At 71.2% G+C, this 17,745-nt stretch carries 12 protein-coding genes; 4 read left to right on the forward strand and 8 right to left on the reverse strand.

Translation table 11 applies throughout. The annotated features are described in order from the left end of the window. Positions 1-31: 31 nt before the first annotated feature. From pepN to ACZ5DS_RS01415, 3 genes are all read right to left on the reverse strand, one after another. Positions 32-2,512: an aminopeptidase N gene (gene pepN / locus ACZ5DS_RS01405; RefSeq protein ID WP_468232798.1), complete on the reverse strand. Its 2,481-nt coding sequence runs from the start codon at positions 2,510-2,512 to the stop codon at positions 32-34. A gap of 83 nt (positions 2,513-2,595) precedes the next feature. After that, positions 2,596-2,946, reverse strand: coding sequence for a chorismate mutase (locus tag ACZ5DS_RS01410; RefSeq protein WP_468232800.1), 351 nt, complete (start codon positions 2,944-2,946; stop codon positions 2,596-2,598). A 56-nt stretch (positions 2,947-3,002) separates the two neighbouring features. Beyond that, positions 3,003-3,881, reverse strand: a complete 879-nt coding sequence (locus ACZ5DS_RS01415; protein WP_468232802.1) for a helix-turn-helix domain-containing protein — start codon at positions 3,879-3,881, stop codon at positions 3,003-3,005. Between the two features lie 98 nt (positions 3,882-3,979). Between ACZ5DS_RS01415 and ACZ5DS_RS01420 the strand changes: the two genes are divergently transcribed. Together ACZ5DS_RS01420 and ACZ5DS_RS01425 are read left to right on the forward strand one after the other, a co-directional pair. Further along, complete coding sequence (locus tag ACZ5DS_RS01420; RefSeq protein WP_468232804.1) at positions 3,980-5,821, forward strand: glycoside hydrolase family 35 protein; 1,842 nt, start codon at positions 3,980-3,982, stop codon at positions 5,819-5,821. A 37-nt stretch (positions 5,822-5,858) separates the two neighbouring features. After that, a complete protein-coding gene (locus ACZ5DS_RS01425; protein ID WP_468232806.1) occupies positions 5,859-6,734 on the forward strand; it encodes a hypothetical protein in 876 nt (291 codons plus the stop codon). A 22-nt stretch (positions 6,735-6,756) separates the two neighbouring features. Here the strand turns inward: ACZ5DS_RS01425 and ACZ5DS_RS01430 are convergent, their stop codons facing one another. After that, positions 6,757-8,193 (reverse strand): MFS transporter, encoded by a 1,437-nt coding sequence (locus ACZ5DS_RS01430; RefSeq protein ID WP_468232808.1) that lies wholly within the window; start codon positions 8,191-8,193, stop codon positions 6,757-6,759. A 117-nt stretch (positions 8,194-8,310) separates the two neighbouring features. Between ACZ5DS_RS01430 and ACZ5DS_RS01435 the strand changes: the two genes are divergently transcribed. Further along, on the forward strand, positions 8,311-8,781 hold the full coding sequence (locus ACZ5DS_RS01435) for a MarR family winged helix-turn-helix transcriptional regulator (RefSeq protein ID WP_468232810.1): 471 nt from the start codon (positions 8,311-8,313) through the stop codon (positions 8,779-8,781). Between the two features lie 20 nt (positions 8,782-8,801). Here the strand turns inward: ACZ5DS_RS01435 and ACZ5DS_RS01440 are convergent, their stop codons facing one another. Both ACZ5DS_RS01440 and ACZ5DS_RS01445 read right to left on the reverse strand, forming a co-directional pair. After that, positions 8,802-9,437: a TetR/AcrR family transcriptional regulator gene (locus ACZ5DS_RS01440; RefSeq protein ID WP_468232811.1), complete on the reverse strand. Its 636-nt coding sequence runs from the start codon at positions 9,435-9,437 to the stop codon at positions 8,802-8,804. 41 nt (positions 9,438-9,478) lie between these two features. Then, a complete protein-coding gene (locus ACZ5DS_RS01445; RefSeq protein ID WP_468232813.1) occupies positions 9,479-10,204 on the reverse strand; it encodes a VWA domain-containing protein in 726 nt (241 codons plus the stop codon). 141 nt (positions 10,205-10,345) lie between these two features. Here ACZ5DS_RS01445 and ACZ5DS_RS01450 point away from each other — a divergent pair, with 141 nt between their 5' ends. Continuing rightward, on the forward strand, positions 10,346-11,212 hold the full coding sequence (locus tag ACZ5DS_RS01450; protein WP_468232815.1) for a rhomboid family intramembrane serine protease: 867 nt from the start codon (positions 10,346-10,348) through the stop codon (positions 11,210-11,212). Between the two features lie 140 nt (positions 11,213-11,352). On the opposite strand, the gene ACZ5DS_RS01455 is transcribed toward ACZ5DS_RS01450, so the two are convergent. Continuing rightward, positions 11,353-12,816 carry a glutamate synthase subunit beta gene (locus ACZ5DS_RS01455; RefSeq protein WP_468232817.1) on the reverse strand — a complete coding sequence of 488 codons (1,464 nt, stop codon included), beginning with the start codon at positions 12,814-12,816 and terminating at the stop codon, positions 11,353-11,355. Then, positions 12,809-17,401 carry a glutamate synthase large subunit gene (gene gltB / locus ACZ5DS_RS01460; RefSeq protein ID WP_468232819.1) on the reverse strand — a complete coding sequence of 1,531 codons (4,593 nt, stop codon included), beginning with the start codon at positions 17,399-17,401 and terminating at the stop codon, positions 12,809-12,811. Before gltB ends, ACZ5DS_RS01455 begins: the two co-directional genes overlap by 8 nt. Between the last annotated feature and the right edge of the window lie 344 nt (positions 17,402-17,745).

Below are 17,745 nucleotides of genomic sequence, written 5' to 3' on the forward strand. Positions count from 1 at the left end.
TCCGGTCCGCCGCAGGGGCGGCTCCTCGGGTCTATTCGCCCCGCACCCGCAACGCCCGGGCCAGGTCGTCCAGTTCGTCCACCAGCTTGCGGCGCAGGGCGACGACCGGGTCGGCCTCGCGCAGGCAGGCCTCGCCGAGGGCGAGGTGTTCGGCGTCGACGGCGTGGTGCGGGAAGGCCCAGCGGCCGGCCGCGGCGGCGATGGCCGGGCCGCGGCGGGCGGCGAGGGCGACCACGTCCTCGTAGTAGCGCGGCACGTACTCCCGTACCAGGTCGGCCTGTTCGGGCTGCCAGAAGCCTCGGGCGGTGGCCGTGAACAGGTAGTTGGAGAGGTCGTCCGTGGCGAACATCGCCTCCCAGGCCGCGCACTTGGCCTCGGCGTCGGGCAGGGCGGCACGGCAGGTGGCGGCGCCCTCCTGGCCGGTGGCGGACGGGTCGCGCTCCAGCTCGGCGGCGATGGCGGCCTCGTCGGTGGCGCCGAGCACGGCGAGCCGGCCGAGGATGCGCCAGCGCAGCTCGGGGTCGAGCTCCGGACCGCCGGGCACCGTGCCGTCGGCGAGCCAGGCGGCGATGGTGTCGGGGTGGGCGGCGACGTGGATGAAGTGCCGTACGGCGATCAGGCGCAGACCGGGGTGGTCGCCGTCCTCGGTGCGGCGCAGCAGGTCGCGGCAGAGGGAGCCGAGGGTGGCGAGGGCGGCCGGGCGCTCCTCGGGGCTCAGATAGCGGTCGGCGACATGGGCGGAGGCGAAGGCGAGGACGCCCTGCACGAGGGCCAGGTCGGTCTCGCGCGGGAGGTGGGCGCGGGCCGTGTCCAGGTAGGCCCGGGGCGGGAGCTCGCCGTCGCGGACGGCGTCCCTGAGGGCGTTCCACACCACCGCGCGGGTGAGCGGGTCGGGCAGCCCGGACAGGCCCGTGCGGACCGCCTCGAAGGACTCGGCGTCGAAACGGATCTTGGCGTAGGTCAGGTCGCCGTCGTTGAGCAGGAGCAGCGCGGGACGCTTGCCGACGGGCTCCGGAGCGGTCTGGGGGAGGTCGAGGCCGATGCGCTCGCGCAGGACGAGGCGGCCCGCGTCGGTGAGGTCGCGGTCGTACAGGCCGACGCTGACGCGGTGCGGGCGGCTGCCCGCGCGGTCGACGGTCAGGGCGCAGGTGCCGTCGGCGGACCGGATCGACGGGGCGAGCGTGTCGACTCCGGTGGTGCGCAGCCAGGCGTCGGCCCAGGCGTGCACGTCGCGCTCGGTGGCCGCGGCGAGGGAGTCGATGAAGTCGGCGAGGGTGGCGTTGGCGAACCGGTGCCGCTTGAAGTGGATGTTGATGCCGGCGAGGAAGTCCTTCTCGCCGAGCCAGGCCACCAGCTGGCGCAGCGCGGAGGCGCCCTTGGCGTAGGAGATGCCGTCGAAGTTGAGCAGCGCGGCGGCGGTATCCTCGACCGCCTCGGGGGCCACCGGGTGCGTGGAGGGGCGCTGGTCGGCGTCGTAGCCCCAGGCCTTGCGGGTGACGCCGAACTCGACCCACGGTTCGGTGAAGCGGGTCGCCTCGAGGGTGGTCTGGTAGCCCATGTACTCGGCGAAGGACTCGTTCAGCCAGATGTCGTCCCACCACTTGAGGGTGACGAGGTCGCCGAACCACATGTGGGCCATCTCGTGGGCGATGACCATGGCGCGGGTCTGCCGCTCGGTGTCGGTGACGGCGGAGCGGAAGACGAACTCGTCACGGAAGGTGACCAGGCCGGGGTTCTCCATGGCGCCGGCGTTGAATTCGGGGACGAACGCCTGGTCGTAGGAGTCGAAGGGGTAGGGCTCCTCGAACTTCTCGTGGTAGCGGTCGAAGCACGCGCGCGTGATCTCGAGGATCTCCTCGGCGTCGGTGTCGAGGTGGGGGGCGAGGGAGCGGCGGCAGTGGATGCCGAAGGGCAGGCCGCGGTGCTCGGTGCGCACGGAGTGGAAGGGGCCGGCGGCGACCGCGACGAGGTAGGTGGAGATCAGCGGGGTCGGGGCGGCCCGCCAGCGGCCCTCGCCGAGGTGCTCGGTGATGCCGTTGGCGAGGACGGTCCAGCCGTCGGGCGCGGTGACGGTGAGCTCGAAGACGGCCTTCAGGTCGGGCTGGTCGAAGGCGGCGAAGACGCGCTGGACGTCGTCCAGGAACAGCTGGGTGTAGACGTAGGTCTCGCCGTCGGTGGGGTCGGTGAAGCGGTGCATGCCCTCGCCGGTGCGGGAGTAGCGCATGGCCGCCTCTATGCGCAGTTCGTGCTCGCCTGCGGTGAGGTTCTTCAGCGGCAGCCGCTCGTCACGGAAGGACTCCGGGTCGAGGGGCTGTCCGTCCAGCGTGACGGCGCGCAGCTCGGCGGGCTTCAGCTCGACGAACGTGTCTCCGTCGGACCGCGCGCTGAACCTGATCACGGTGCGGGAGTCGAAGGTCTCGTCCCCCGTGGTGAGGTCGAGCTCGATCGTGTAGCGGTGGACGTCGAGGAGCTGTGCTCGGAGCTGCGCTTCGTCGCGCGTGATGACGGACATGCAGCCATGCTGCCTGATCGCACTGACAGCGCACAGGGGTGGATCGGTACACACCTTTTGTCCGAATCCCCCGTACGGGCCGGTCAGTCGCCGGAGCCCGGCTCCCCGTTGGCGGTGTCCTCGGCGATGGACTCGTGGTGCCGGATCACCTCGGCGATGATGAAGTTCAGGAACTTCTCGGCGAACGCCGGGTCGAGCTTGGCGTTCTCGGCGAGGCTGCGCAGCCGCTCGATCTGCCGCGCCTCGCGGGCCGGGTCGGCGGGCGGCAGCTGGTGCACCGCCTTGAGCCGGCCGACCTGCTGGGTGCACTTGAAGCGCTCCGCGAGCATGTGGACGACGGCCGCGTCGATGTTGTCGATGCTCTCGCGCAGCCGATCCAGCTCCTGGCGGACCACGGGGTCGACGTCACCGGTACCGGTGTTGCTGATGGTCATGGGCGTCAACCCTAAGGGGCGCGGGGCCTTCCGATCATCGGCCGATCAGCATGTGATCAGCCGTCGATCATCGGAGGATCGTCCGGGTCCGGAATCCGGTCGCTCCAGCCTCCCGGGACGCTGCGGCCCTGCTGGGCGCGGAAGCGGACGGGGGCGAGGCCGACCCGGCGGGTGAACAGGCGGGAGAAGTAGGCGGGGTCGTCGTAGCCGACGCGCCGGGCGACGGCCGCGACGGGCAGTTCGGTGGCGGCGAGGAGTTCCTTGGCGCGGCCCAGGCGGATGCCGAGAAGGTAGTCCTTGGGGCTGCATCCCGCGGCACGGCGGACGGCGCCGCGCAGCTCGGCGGGGGTCATCCCGTGCCGGGCGGCGTGGTCGGCGACGCTCATCGGCCTGCAGGCGTCCCTGGCCAGGGCCTGGAGCACCTCGTCGCCGTCGGGGGCTAGGTCGGCGCGGGCCCGGCGCAGGGCGACGAGCAGCTCGTGGACGGCGGCGCCGGTCTCCACCTCCAGCAGGGGGTTGCCGCGGCGGGCGGCGCGGGCGATGCGGGCGACGACCGCCCGGGGTCCGGCCGCCTCCGAGAGCGGGACGACGGGCCGCTCGGGCTCGATGTAGCCGAGGTCGGTGTAGGTCGCGGTGGCGGGCCCGGCGAAGTCGACGAAGCCCTCGTCCCAGCCGGTGTCCGGGTCGGGCGCGTAGTGGTGCGCCACTCCGGGGGTGAGCCACAGCAGCGCGGGCGCGGTGACGGTCGTACGGCGGCCGTCGGCGCCCCGGTACCAGCCGCCGCCCGTGCTGATCACGACGGCCACGTGGTGGTCGAGGGTGCGCGGGCCGACCGTGGGCAGCGCGCCGTACTGGAGGCCGACACCGAGGCAGACCAGGCCGAGGCGGTGGTGGGCGGGGCCGGGGCTGAAGAACCGCATCCAGGTGTGGTACATCGGCGCTCCTCCCGGCGTCGGCGGCGGCGGACTTTTGTCCAAGCAGCGCCGATCTTCGTCCATGGCGTCGATCGCCGCCAGAGCCGAGGCTTGGGCGCATGAGCGAGTTCGCGGTGGGGGAATCCGACTTCCTGCTGGACGGGCGGCCCGTGCGGCTGCTGTCCGGCGCCCTGCACTACTTCCGGGTGCACGAGGGGCAGTGGCGGCACCGGCTGGAGATGCTGCGGGCGATGGGGCTCAACTGCGTGGAGACGTACGTCCCCTGGAACCTGCACCAGCCGGGCCCCGGGACCTTCCGGGACGTGCGGGCGGTCGGCCGGTTCCTGGACGCGGTCCGCGAGGCCGGCCTGTGGGCGATCGTGCGGCCGGGGCCGTACATCTGCGCCGAGTGGGAGAACGGCGGGCTGCCGCACTGGGTGACGGGCGAGCCGGGCACGCGCGCGCGTACCCGTGACGAGCGCTTCCTGTTCCACGTACGGAACTGGTTCCGCCCTCTGCTGCACGAGATCGTGCCCCGGCAGATCGACCGCGGCGGCCCGGTGATCATGGTGCAGGTCGAGAACGAGTACGGCAGCTACGGCTCGGACGCGGACTACCTCGAACAGCTCGCCGGCCTGCTGCGGGTCAAGGGGGTCACGGTCCCGCTGTTCACCTCGGACGGTCCCGAGGACCACATGCTCACCGGCGGCTCGCTGCCCGGGGTGCTCGCCACGGTGAACTTCGGCTCCCACGCGCGCGTGGCCTTCGAGACGCTGCGCCGCCATCGCCCCGAGGGCCCGCTGATGTGCATGGAGTTCTGGTGCGGCTGGTTCGACCACTGGGGCGGGGAACACGTCGTACGGGATCCCGGGGAGGCGGCCGAGGCGCTGCGGGAGATCCTGGAGTGCGGTGCCTCGGTGAACCTGTACATGGCACACGGCGGCACGAGCTTCGCGGGCTGGGCGGGCGCGAACCGGGGCGGCGGTGACCTGCACGAGGGCCCGCTGGAGCCGGACGTGACCTCGTACGACTACGACGCGCCGGTCGACGAGTACGGGCGCCCCACGGAGAAGTTCTGGCGCTTCCGCGAGGTGCTGGCCGAGTACCGCCCCGGCCCCCTGCCCGAACTACCGCCTCCACCGGCTCGGTTGGGTTCTCCTACTGAGGTGGCGCTGACCGAATGGGCCTCCATGGGCGACGTCCTGGAGGCGCTCGGCGGCGCGGAGACCGTCACGCCCGTACCGCCGTCCTTCGAGGAACTGGGCGTCGCCCGGGGCCTGGTGCGCTACGAGCTGAGCGTGCCCGGGCCGCGGCAGCCGTACCCGCTGACGGTGCGCGGGCTCAGGGATCTCGCGGTGGTGTACGTCGACGGTGAGCGGGCCGGGGTGCTCAGCGAGGAGGAGCCCCGGCTCAAGGAGCCCGTCGCGGGCCCCGCGCGCGTGGAGCTGTGGGTGGAGTCCCTGGGGAGGGTCACCTATGGGCCGCGCTCCGGCGAGGCGAAGGGCATCACCGGGGGTGTGCTGCACGAGCGGCAGTATCTGCACGGGGTACGCGCGCGTGGGCTCGATCTGGACGCCTTCGCCGAGGGCGTGGAGGCGGTGCCCTTCGGCGCGCTGTCCGGTGCGGGCGACCCGGGGGTGTACCGGGGCACCGTCACGGTCCGCGGGGCCGGGGACGCCCGGCTCGAACTGCCCGGCTGGACGCGGGGCTTCGTCTGGATCAACGGCTTCGGCCTCGGCCGTTACTGGTCCGTGGGACCGCAGCGGTCCCTGTACGTCCCCGGGCCGGTCCTGCGGGAGGGTGCGAACGAGGTGTGGGTGCTGGAGCTGCAGGAGGCGGGGCCGGGACCGTGCGCGCCGCGTCTGCTGCCGGTCCGAGCTCACATGGAGTGCATGACAAGCGCGGAGTTCACGTCCCCGCCGCGGAACCCGACCGCCGAAAATCCGCTCACACGCGCATAGAGTGGAAAGGAATTCCCGGCGTCTTTGGGGGTCGGACGTGGCGAACGGCGGACCAGTCGAGCACGGCTACCCGCATCTGGAGACGGTGCGGGCCGCCGTCACCGCGCTGTACAAGCGGCTGTCGTACGACACCGTCCAGACCTTCTCGACCAGCGTGGCCCCGGCCGACGTGGCCTTCAGCGACACGGACGACCTGTATCTGGGCGCGCAGCGCGTGGCCCGCGAGATCGTGCGGCACTTCCGGCTGCCGGACGCCCGGCTGATCGTCGGCTTCCGGGAGATGACCCATGCGGCCAACGTCGAACTGGCGGCGGGCCCGGAGTACTTCGTCGAGCTGAACGACCGCTTCCGCACACACCGCAGGGACATCGGCGCGGCGCTCGCCCACGAGGTGACCCACGTCTATCTGCACCGCCTCGACCTCGCCTTCCCCACCACGGCGGAGAACGAGATCCTGACGGACACCGCGGCGACCTACCTGGGCGCGGGCTGGCTGCTGCTGGACGCCTTCCGCGAGGACGGTGTCTCCTCCCAGAAGCTCGGCTACCTCACCCCGGAGGAGTTCGGCTACGTCCTCGCCAAGCGCTCCCTGCTCTTCCACGAGGATCCCTCCGTGTGGTTCACCAGTCCGCAGGCCTACATCGCCTACGGCAAGGGCATGGAACGGGCCCGGCGGGACGGGCAGCAGCCGCCGCTGACCGGGGCCGGCTGGGCGGGTCGCCGCCGTTACGCCCACGACCGCCGCCATGGCGTCCCGCCCGGAGCGCTGTACGACTTCAGTCCCGACCCGGCCGGCCACCTCCGCGTCTCCTTCCCCTGCCCCACCTGCCACCAGCGGATCAGGGTGCCGGTACGGGGGAGGGTGCGGGCGCGGTGCGGGTTGTGCAGGACGGTGCTGGAATGTGACACCTAGGTCGACGAGAGCTTGCCGGGGCTCAGGCCGAGTGCTCGGACACCCCCCGAGGCAGCGCGGCACACAGCACCCCGCACACCACGAACGCCCCGACGACCCACGGCATGGCAGCCGCAAGCGCCCCCGTCGGCCCCTTCCCCGCATGCCCGAAGAACACCGTCCCGACCACCGCCGCTCCCAACGCTCCCCCGAACTGCTGAGCCGTCGAGAAGATCCCCGACGCCCCGCCGGCCAACTCACCCGGCACGGCCGACAGCACGACATTCACCAGCGGCACCACCAGGAACCCGAGCCCCGCCCCGGCCATCAGCAGCCCCGGCACCATCGGCCAGGCACCCGCGTGCACCGCGGCCGCGCCGTCGACCGCCGCCCACACCCAGCCGAAGCCGCCCGCCATCATCAGCGCCCCGGCACCGAGTACCGTCCGCCCGTACTTCACGGCAAGCCCGTCCGCAGCGGGCGCGGTCAGGAAGCCACCGGCCGAGAAGGCCACGGTGACCAGCCCGGCCTGCATCGGCGTGTACCGCTCGCCGCCCTGCAGCCAGACGGCGAAGACCAGGAAGAACCCCTGCATGCCGAGGGAGAACAGCAGCTGGACCACCACACCCACCGAGAACGCCGGAAGCCCGAAGGCGCGCGCCGGCAGCAGCGGTACCGTCCCGGGCCGGTGCCGCCGGGCCTCGTACAGGCCGAGCCCGACGACCGTGACGACCCCGGTCGCGAGGCAGAGCCAGCCCCACAGCGGCCAGCCGTTCTCCCGCCCCTGCACGAGCGGCAGCACGATCGCGACCAGTCCGCAGGCCAGCAGCAGACTGCCCAGCCCGTCCGGCCGCCCCGCCGACCGCTCGCGCGTGGCCGGCAGCAGCAGCAGTCCGCCCACGAACGTCGCCACGGCGACGGGCACGTTCACCAGGAACACCGAGCGCCAGCCCCAGCCGAACAGGTCCGCGTCGGTGAGCACCCCGCCGAGCAGCAGCCCGACCGCCGAGGCGAACCCGGCGACGGCGCCGTACATCCCGAAGGCGGCCCCACGCTCCTTGCCCTGGAACAGGGTGCGGAACGAGCCGAGCACCTGCGGCACCAGCACCGCCGCCAGCACACCCTGCACCGCCCGCGCAGCGATCAGCTGCCCCGGCGACTGGGCGATCCCGCAGGCCAGACTGGCCACTCCGAAACCGGCCGTACCGGCGAGGAAGAGGGGGCGGCGGCCGATGCGGTCACCGAGGTGACCGGAGACGATCAGCGCGGCGGCGAAGCCGAGCAGATAGGCGGAGACCGTCCACTGCAGGTCGCTCGCCGAGGCGTGCAGGTCGCGGCTGATGGACGGGACCGCCACGTTGACGATCGTGCCGTCCAGCAGGTCCATCAGTGCCGCGATCATCATCACGACGGCGGCGGCCCAGCGGCGCCGGTACGGCTCCGCGGTGGTGGGCGGGTTCTCGGTGAGGGTCGTGGACACGGACGTCTCCCCTGGCTCCAGATTTATTTCGTTCGGACTAACGAAAGACTTGCACCGGCGCAGGCGTGATCGCAAGTCCTTAGTTCGACCTAACGAAATATTTGCTAGTCTGAGGCCATGACCGAGGGAGACGCGAAGCGGGCCGAGACGTTGCAGCAGCTCATGGCGGTGGGGCGGAACCACAGCGCCGTGACGGTCATGTTCCACTCGGCGATCGCCGCGAAGCAGGGGCTGAACGCCACGGAGGAGAAGACCCTCGACTATCTCCAGCGGCAGGGTCCGCTCACCGCCAAGGAGCTGGCCGGGCTGACCGGACTGGCCCCCGCCTCGGTCACCGGCCTGCTCGACCGCCTTGAGGGCAAGGGCTTCGTCCGCAGGGTCAAGCATCCGACGGACAAGCGCCGGGTGCTGGTCGAGCTGAACGAGGAGAAGATCGCCGAGCTGGCCGTGTTCTTCGAGGACTGGGCACGCGACATAGTCGAGGCCTGCGAGGAGTTCAGCACGGACGAGCTGCGGACCGTGATCCGCTTCCTGTCCGTCATGAGCGAGCGCCAGCGCGAGGCCGCCGCCCGCCTGACGACGGACTGAACGCCCTTGCCGCTGGACTGTCACGCGCGTACGGCGATCCCGTCCAGCACCATCGACAGGTACTGGCGGGCGATCTCCTCCGGGCTGTGCTGTCCGCCGGGCCGGTACCAGGACGCGGCGACCCACACCGTGTCCCGGACGAACCGGTAGGTGAGCCGGACGTCCAGGTCGGCGCGGAAGACATGCTCGGCGACCCCGCGTTCCAGCGTGGACAGCCACGCCTTCTCGAACCGGCGCTGGGAGTCGGCGAGGAAGGCGAAGCGGTCCTGCGCCACGAGCTGCTTGCTCTCCTTCTGGTAGATGGCGACGGCGGCGCGGTGCCGGTCGATCTCCCGGAAGGACTCGGTGACCAGGGCCTGAAGGGTCTCGCGCGGCCCGAGTCCGGCGGCCAGGACGGTGTCGTAGCCGTCCCACAGCTCGTCGAGGAAGGTCCGCAGGATCTCCTCCAGCATCGACTCCTTGGAGTCGAAGTGGTAGTAGAGGCTGCCCGCGAGCATGCCGGCGTGGTCGGCGATGGTGCGGACGGTGGTGGCGTTGTAGCCCTGTTCGGCGAAGACCTCGGCTGCGGTGTCGAGGAGTTCGCTGCGGCGCGCCTGGGCGGCGGCGGCCATCGGCTTCTTCGGGGCGGTCACCTGAGGCTTCTTCTTGGTCGGCACGAGCCCATTGTGGTCCTGGGGATGCGTGCGAAGGAGTTCACTCAGGCCGGCCCTGCGATGCCCGCGGCGCGTGCGGCCGCCAGCCAGTGGGGGAACTCGCCGACGAGACGGTCGTACAACTCGGCGTCGGAGACGCGCCGGGGATCCTGGCCCGCGTGGAAGAAGCCGGCGTTGTCCACGGGCCGTTTGCCGGGAACCGCCAGCTCGTCCAGTCTGCGCAGGAACTCGAACTGCCGGCTGCCCGGGTCGCCGAAGCCGACGAACTGCCAGAACAGCGGCAGCTTGGCCGCCTTGCACAGGTAGCGCTCCGCGGCGAGCTTGTTGATCGGGCCGCCGTCGGTCTGGAAGACGACCAGCGCGGGCTCGGTGGCTCCGCTGTCCAGGTAGTGGTCGATGACGGCGTCCATCGCCAGGTGGTAGCTGGTCTTGCCCATGTGCCCGAGCCCGGCCGCGATCCGCTCGATCCGGCCCTCGTGGCCGTCGAGGGCGATGTCGGTGACCGCGTCGATGTCCGTGGAGAAGAACACCACCGGCACCCGGCCGTCGTCGTCCAGATGCGCGGACAGGCCGAGCACCCGGTCGGCGAGCGCCTGCACGCTGCCGTCCTTGTAGTACGGCTTCATCGAACCGGAGTAGTCGACCACCAGGTACACCGCGGCCCGCAGCTCGTCCAGGCCGTGCTTGCGCAGGCAGACCCCGGCCGTCCGGTACGGCCCGACGAGCGCGGGTGCGGTCTCCTCCACCTTGCGCAGACTGATCGCGGCCATGGTCCCCCCTTGGCTTGCCGGCACGGCGAGCCTATGTGATCACGGGCCCCTGGGGGCACTCCTGTCACCGTGGTTCGCTATTTTGTTCGCCGCCGTCCCCACCGGCTCACCCTGTCCCGAACTTCCCCCGAGGAGCCGGCCGTGGCCGCCGAGTCCGCCGTCACCACCTGCTTTCGTCATCCCAAGGTGGAGTCGCACGTCCGCTGTACGCGCTGCGACCGCTACATCTGCCCGTCCTGCATGCGCGAGGCCGCCGTCGGTCATCAGTGCGTCGAGTGCGTGAAGGAGGGTGCGCAGTCGGTCCGGCAGGCACGCACCGCGTTCGGCGGCCGCATCAGCGCGGTGCCGCTGGTGACGTACGTCCTGATCGGGCTCAACGTGCTCGCCTACCTCGCCGAGCTGGCGCGCCCCTCGGTCGAGGACCGGTTCGACATGCTGGGCACCGTGCCGGCGGGCTACTACCCGGAGGGTGTCGCCCACGGCGAGTGGTACCGGCTGCTGACCGGCACCTTCCTGCACCTGACGCCCGCCGAGGGCACGTTCGGCATCACGCACATCCTGTTCAACATGCTGGCGCTGTGGAACATCGGCCGGGTGGTCGAGGCACAGCTGGGCCGGGTGCGCTATCTCGCCCTGTACCTGCTGTCGGCACTCGGCGGCTCGGTCCTGGTGCTGCTGATCGCGCCCGAGACCCGCACGGTCGGCGCGTCCGGCGCCGTCTTCGGGCTGGGCGCCGCGTACTGGGTCATGAGCCGCCGCCTCGGCTACGACATGCGTGCGGTCAACCAGTACATGGGCGGTCTGCTGCTGTGGCTGGTGATCTCCGCTTGGGTGACCTCCTGGCAGGGTCATCTCGGCGGGCTGCTGGCGGGCGGCGCCGTGACCCTGGCGTATGCGTACGCTCCGCGGAACGAGCGCCGCGCCCTGGTCCAGGCGGGCGCGTGCGTGGCCGTGCTGGCGCTGCTGCTGGTCCTCGCCTGGGTCAAGGTGTCGGGTCTGACCGCGTAGCGGGCCCGAACATGCGACGGCGCCTGCCCATCCGTCCGGTCGGGGACATGGTGGGCAGGCGCCGACTGCGGGGGGTCTGGGGGGTGTCCCCCCAGACGACCCGCCCGTACGCCTTTGTACGGGACGTTCTTGATGGACCGTCAGACCATCAGGGCGCGGTCCGTCGGGCGGATCGGGGCCGGCAGGTCGCTGGCTCCGGTCAGGCGGCGGTCGACGCCGCGGGCGGCCGAGCGGCCCTCCGCGATCGCCCACACGATGAGGGACTGGCCGCGGCCGGCGTCGCCGGCGACGAACACTCCCGGCACGTTGGTCTGGAAGTCGGCGTCGCGGGCGATGTTACCGCGTTCGTCGAGGTCCAGGCCGAACTGCTCGACCAGGCCGTTCTCCCGGTCGGTGCCGGTGAAGCCCATGGCGAGGGTGACCAGCTGGGCCGGGATCTTGCGCTCGGTACCCGGCTTCTGGGTCAGCTTGCCGTCGACGAACTCGACCTCGGCGAGGTGCAGCCACTGGACGTTGCCGTCCTCGTCGCCCTCGAAGTGGGTGGTGGAGACGGAGTAGACCCGCTCGCCGCCCTCCTCGTGCGCCGAGGTGACCTTGTAGAGCATCGGGAAGGTCGGCCAGGGCTGGTTGGTCGGGTGCCGCTCGTCGTTCGGGCGGGGCATGATCTCCAGCTGGGTGACGGAGGCCGCGCCCTGCCGGTGGGCGGTGCCCACGCAGTCCGCGCCGGTGTCGCCGCCGCCGATGACCACGACGTGCTTGCCCTCGGCCGAGATGGGCGCCGTCACGTAGTCGCCCTCCTGCACCTTGTTGGCCAGGGGCAGGTACTCCATGGCCTGGTAGATGCCCTTGAGCTCGCGGCCCGGCACCGGCAGGTCACGCGCGGTCGTGGCGCCGGCGGCGATCACGACCGCGTCGTAGCGCTTCTTCAGGTCGGTCGCCTTGAGGTCGCGGCCGATCTCGATGCCCGTACGGAAGCGGGTGCCCTCCGCGCGCATCTGCTCGATACGGCGGTTGATGTGCCGCTTCTCCATCTTGAACTCGGGGATGCCGTACCGGAGGAGGCCTCCGATGCGGTCCGCGCGCTCGTAGACGGCGACGGTGTGGCCGGCCCGGGTCAGCTGCTGGGCGGCGGCGAGGCCCGCCGGACCCGAGCCGATGACCGCGACCGTCTTGCCGGACAGGCGCTCGGGGATCTGCGGGGCGACGTCACCGGTCTCCCACGCCTTGTCGATGATCGAGACCTCGACGTTCTTGATGGTGACCGGCGCCTGGTTGATGCCGAGCACGCACGCCGACTCGCAGGGGGCCGGGCAGAGGCGACCGGTGAACTCCGGGAAGTTGTTGGTCGCGTGCAGGCGCTCCTGGGCGGCAGCCCAGTCCTCGCGGTAGGCGTAGTCGTTCCACTCCGGGATCAGGTTCCCCAGCGGACAGCCGTTGTGGCAGAACGGGATGCCGCAGTCCATGCACCGGCTGGCCTGCTTGCTGATGATCGGCAGCAGGGAGCCGGGGACGTAGACCTCGTTCCAGTCCTTGACGCGCTCGGCGACGGGGCGGGACGTGGCGACCTCACGGCCGTGGTTCAGGAAGCCCTTCGGGTCAGCCATTGATCGCCGCCTCCATCATCTTCTCGGTGATCTCGGTCTCGGAGAGACCGGCTCGCTCGGCGGCGTCCTTGGCGGCGAGCACTGCCTTGTACGTGCTGGGGATGATCTTGCTGAACCGCGCCACGGCCGCGTCCCAGTCGGCCAGCAGCTTCTCGGCGACCGTCGAGCCGGTCTCCTCGGCGTGGCGGCGCACCACGTCGTGCAGCCACTGCTTGTCCGTGTCGTCCAGCGCCTCGACCGAGCCCGCGTTGCCGACGTTGACGTTGTCGCGGCCGAGGTCGATGACGTAGGCGATACCGCCGGACATGCCGGCCGCGAAGTTGCGGCCCGTCTCGCCGAGGACCACCGCGCGACCGCCGGTCATGTACTCGCAGCCGTGGTCGCCCACGCCCTCCGAGACCACCAGCGCGCCGGAGTTGCGGACGCAGAACCGCTCACCGGTACGGCCGCGCAGGAACAGCTCGCCGCCGGTGGCGCCGTAGGCGATGGTGTTGCCCGCGATGGTCGAGTACTCGGCGAGGTGGTCGGCCGCGCGGTCCGGGCGGACGATCACACGGCCGCCGGAGAGTCCCTTGCCGACGTAGTCGTTGGCGTCGCCCTCCAGGCGCAGCGTGATGCCGCGCGGCAGGAACGCGCCGAAGGACTGGCCGGCCGAGCCGGTGAAGGTGATGTCGATGGTGTCGTCGGGCAGGCCCGCGCCGCCGAACTTCTTCGTCACCTCGTGGCCGAGCATGGTGCCGACCGTGCGGTTGATGTTACGGATGGCGACCTGGGCGCGCACCGGCTGTGCCTCGGTGGCGTCCGAGGCGGCGAGGGCGTCCGCGGCGAGCTTGATCAGCTCGTTGTCCAGGGCCTTCTCCAGGCCGTGGTCCTGCTCGATCAGCTGGTGGCGGACCGCGCCCTCGGGCAGCTCGGGCACGTGGAAGAGCGGCTCCAGGTCCAGGCCCTGCGCCTTCCAGTGGTCGACGGCCCGCTGGACGTCGAGGACCTCGGCGTGGCCGACGGCCTCCTCGATGGAGCGGAAGCCCAGCTGGGCGAGGATCTCGCGAACCTCCTCGGCGATGAACCGGAAGAAGTTCACCACGTACTCGGCCTTGCCGGCGAAGCGGTCGCGCAGGGTCGGGTTCTGGGTGGCGATGCCGACCGGGCAGGTGTCCAGGTGGCAGACGCGCATCATCACGCAGCCGGAGACGACCAGCGGAGCGGTCGCGAAACCGAACTCCTCGGCGCCGAGCAGCGCGGCGATGACCACGTCACGACCGGTCTTGAGCTGGCCGTCGGTCTGGACGACGATCCGGTCGCGCAGGCCGTTGAGCAGCAGGGTCTGCTGCGTCTCGGCCAGGCCCAGCTCCCAGGGACCGCCCGCGTGCTTGAGCGAGGTCAGCGGGGAGGCACCCGTGCCACCGTCGTGACCGGAGATCAGGACCACGTCCGCGTGCGCCTTGGAGACGCCCGCCGCGACCGTGCCGACGCCGACCTCGGAGACCAGCTTCACGTGGATGCGGGCCGCCGGGTTGGCGTTCTTGAGGTCGTGGATCAGCTGGGCCAGGTCCTCGATGGAGTAGATGTCGTGGTGCGGCGGCGGGGAGATGAGGCCCACGCCCGGCGTCGAGTGACGCGTCTTCGCGACCCACGGGTACACCTTGTGGCCGGGCAGCTGGCCGCCCTCGCCGGGCTTGGCGCCCTGGGCCATCTTGATCTGGATGTCGTCCGCGTTGACCAGGTACTCGGAGGTGACACCGAAGCGGCCGGAGGCGACCTGCTTGATGCTGGACCGGCGCGCCGGGTCGTACAGGCGCTCCGGGTCCTCGCCGCCCTCACCGGTGTTGGACTTGCCGCCCAGCTGGTTCATGGCGATGGCGAGGGTCTCGTGCGCCTCCTTGGAGATGGAGCCGTACGACATGGCGCCGGTCGAGAACCGCTTGACGATCTCGGAGGCCGGCTCGACCTCGTCGACGGAGATCGGGGCCCGGTCCGACGTGAAGCCGAACAGGCCGCGCAGCGTCATCAGGCGCTCGGACTGCTCGTTCACCCGCTCGGTGTACTTCTTGAAGATGTCGAAGCGGCCGGAGCGCGTGGAGTGCTGGAGGCGGAAGACCGTCTCCGGGTCGAACAGGTGCGGCTCGCCCTCGCGGCGCCACTGGTACTCGCCGCCGATCTCCAGCGCGCGGTGCGCGGGAGCGATGCCGGAGGCCGGGTAGGCCTTGGCGTGGCGGGCGGCGACCTCCTTGGCGACGACGTCGATGCCGACGCCGCCGATCTTGGTGGCCGTGCCGTTGAAGTACTTCTCGACGAAGGCGTCGTCGAGACCGACGGCCTCGAAGACCTGGGCGCCGCGGTAGGAGGCGACGGTCGAGATGCCCATCTTGGACATGACCTTCAGGACGCCCTTGCCGAGGGCGTAGATCAGGTTGCGGATGGCCTGCTCGGGCTCGATGTCCGACAGGAAGGTGCCCGCGCGGACCAGGTCCTCGACGGACTCCATCGCCAGGTACGGGTTGACGGCCGCGGCGCCGAAGCCGATCAGCAGGGCGACGTGGTGGACCTCGCGGACATCGCCGGCCTCGACCAGCAGACCCACGTGGGTGCGCTGCTTGGTGCGGATGAGGTGGTGGTGGACGGCCGCGGTGAGCAGCAGCGACGGGATCGGCGCGTGCTCGGCGTCCGAGTGGCGGTCGGAGAGGACGATCAGCCGGGCGCCGTTCTCGATGGCCGCGTCGGCCTCGGCGCAGATCTCCTCGATGCGCGCGGCGAGCGCGTCACCGCCGCCGGAGACCCGGTACAGGCCCGACAGGGTCGCGGCCATGAAGCCGGGCAGGTCGCCGTCGGCGTTGATGTGGATGAGCTTGGCCAGCTCGTCGTTGTCGATGACCGGGAAGGGCAGCACGACGGACCGGCAGGAGGCGGCGGTCGGGTCGAGCAGGTTGCCCTGCGGGCCCAGCGACGAGCGCAGCGAGGTCACGAGCTCCTCGCGGATGGCGTCCAGCGGCGGGTTGGTGACCTGCGCGAACAGCTGGGTGAAGTAGTCGAAGAGCAGGCGCGGGCGCGAGGAGAGCGCGGCGATCGGCGAGTCGGTGCCCATCGAACCGATCGGCTCGGCCGCGGACTTGGCCATCGGCGCGAGGAGGACGCGCAGCTCCTCCTCGGTGTAGCCGAAGGTCTGCTGGCGGCGGGTGACCGAGGCGTGGGTGTGGACGATGTGCTCGCGCTCGGGCAGGTCGCCCAGCTCGATCTCGCCGGCCTCCAGCCATTCGGCGTACGGCTGCTCGGCGGCGAGGGCCGCCTTGATCTCGTCGTCCTCGATGATGCGGTGCTCGGCGGTGTCGACGAGGAACATCTTGCCGGGCTGCAGGCGGCCCTTGCGGACGACCTTGGCGGGGTCGATGTCGAGGACGCCGACCTCGGAGCCGAGGACGACGAGGCCGTCGTCGGTGACCCAGTAGCGGCCGGGGCGCAGGCCGTTGCGGTCGAGCACGGCGCCGACCTGGGTGCCGTCGGTGAAGGTGACGCAGGCGGGGCCGTCCCAGGGCTCCATCATCGTGGAGTGGAAGCCGTAGAAGGCGCGCCGGGCCGGGTCCATGGAGTCGTGGTTCTCCCACGCCTCCGGGATCATCATCAGCACGGAGTGCGGCAGCGAACGGCCGCCCAGGTGCAGGAGTTCGAGCACCTCGTCGAAGGAGGCGGAGTCGGAGGCGTCCGGCGTACACACCGGGAAGATCCGCTCCAGGCCCTTGTCGCCGAACAGGTCCGAGACCAGCTGCGACTCGCGGGCGCGCATCCAGTTGCGGTTGCCCTTGACGGTGTTGATCTCACCGTTGTGCGCGACGAAGCGGTAGGGGTGCGCGAGCGGCCACGACGGGAAGGTGTTCGTGGAGAAGCGCGAGTGGACCAGGGCGACGGCAGAGGCGAAGCGGCGGTCGGACAGGTCCGGGAAGAAGGGCTCCAGCTGGCCGGTGGTCAGCATGCCCTTGTACACGATCGTGCGGGCGGAGAGCGACGGGAAGTAGACACCGGCCTCCCGCTCGGCGCGCTTGCGCAGCACGAAGGCCTTGCGGTCGAGCGCGATGCCCTCGCTGGATCCGTCGGTGACGAAGACCTGACGGAAGACCGGCATGGTCGAACGGGCGGTGGCGCCCAGCAGCTCGGGGGCGACCGGGACCTCGCGCCAGCCGAGGACGGTGAGACCCTCCTCGGCCGCGATCGTCTCGATCCGCGAGACGGCGTCCTGGGTCCCCTCCTCCGGCAGGAAGGCGGTACCTACGGCATACGAGCCCGCCGCCGGAAGGTCGAATCCGGCCACCTCACGGAAGAACGCGTCCGGCACCTGGGAGAGGATGCCCGCGCCGTCGCCGGAGTCCGGCTCGGAGCCGGTGGCGCCGCGGTGCTCGAGGTTGCGCAGAACAGTCAGCGCCTGCTCGACCAGCGCATGGCTCGCCTCACCGGTGAGGGTGGCCACGAAGCCGACGCCACAGGCGTCGTGCTCATTGCGGGGGTCGTACATACCCTGCGCGGCAGGGCGAGCATCCATGAAGGACCAGTTCTGGCCGTTCGCGGAATGCTGGGACGGCTGGCGCGGCGAACGCATCGGCTCTCCCGTCGTCGTCATGTGGCATGTGCAAGTGCCGAGGGACGACGTTGGCCCTCTGCGGAGTGGCGAAATTTCGTGCAGGTTACATGATGGAGGCGTTCCCGGGAACCGGATACTGCGTTCCAACATGCGGACGCCGCTTGGGTGACGGCCGGGTGCCGCGGGGTCACGGCGGGGTGCCGCGCACGGGCGGCGAAAGTCTGGGGGACCGAGCCGGACAAGATCGGTCAGATCGGCGTCCATCGGCCTTCGGGGGGCGGGGGGAGCTCCTTCGCCCATCCCGCGAGCGCGCCGCAGGCGTCATTGCCCACAGCGCTTACGGCTCATGCCCGGTGGTTAAG

This window comes from Streptomyces sp. NPDC031100, assembly GCF_055570785.1.

Excerpts from the sequence above, each read along its gene's own strand:
- pepN (WP_468232798.1), bottom strand. The coding sequence starts at position 2,512 with ATGTCCGTCATCACGCGCGACGAAGCGCAGCTCCGAGCACAGCTCCTC.
- ACZ5DS_RS01410 (WP_468232800.1), bottom strand. The coding sequence starts at position 2,946 with ATGACCATCAGCAACACCGGTACCGGTGACGTCGACCCCGTGGTCCGC.
- ACZ5DS_RS01415 (WP_468232802.1), bottom strand. The coding sequence starts at position 3,881 with ATGTACCACACCTGGATGCGGTTCTTCAGCCCCGGCCCCGCCCACCAC.
- ACZ5DS_RS01420 (WP_468232804.1), top strand. The coding sequence starts at position 3,980 with ATGAGCGAGTTCGCGGTGGGGGAATCCGACTTCCTGCTGGACGGGCGG.
- ACZ5DS_RS01435 (WP_468232810.1), top strand. The coding sequence starts at position 8,311 with ATGACCGAGGGAGACGCGAAGCGGGCCGAGACGTTGCAGCAGCTCATG.
- ACZ5DS_RS01445 (WP_468232813.1), bottom strand. The coding sequence starts at position 10,204 with ATGGCCGCGATCAGTCTGCGCAAGGTGGAGGAGACCGCACCCGCGCTC.
- ACZ5DS_RS01455 (WP_468232817.1), bottom strand. The coding sequence starts at position 12,816 with ATGGCTGACCCGAAGGGCTTCCTGAACCACGGCCGTGAGGTCGCCACG.
- gltB (WP_468232819.1), bottom strand. The coding sequence starts at position 17,401 with ATGCGTTCGCCGCGCCAGCCGTCCCAGCATTCCGCGAACGGCCAGAAC.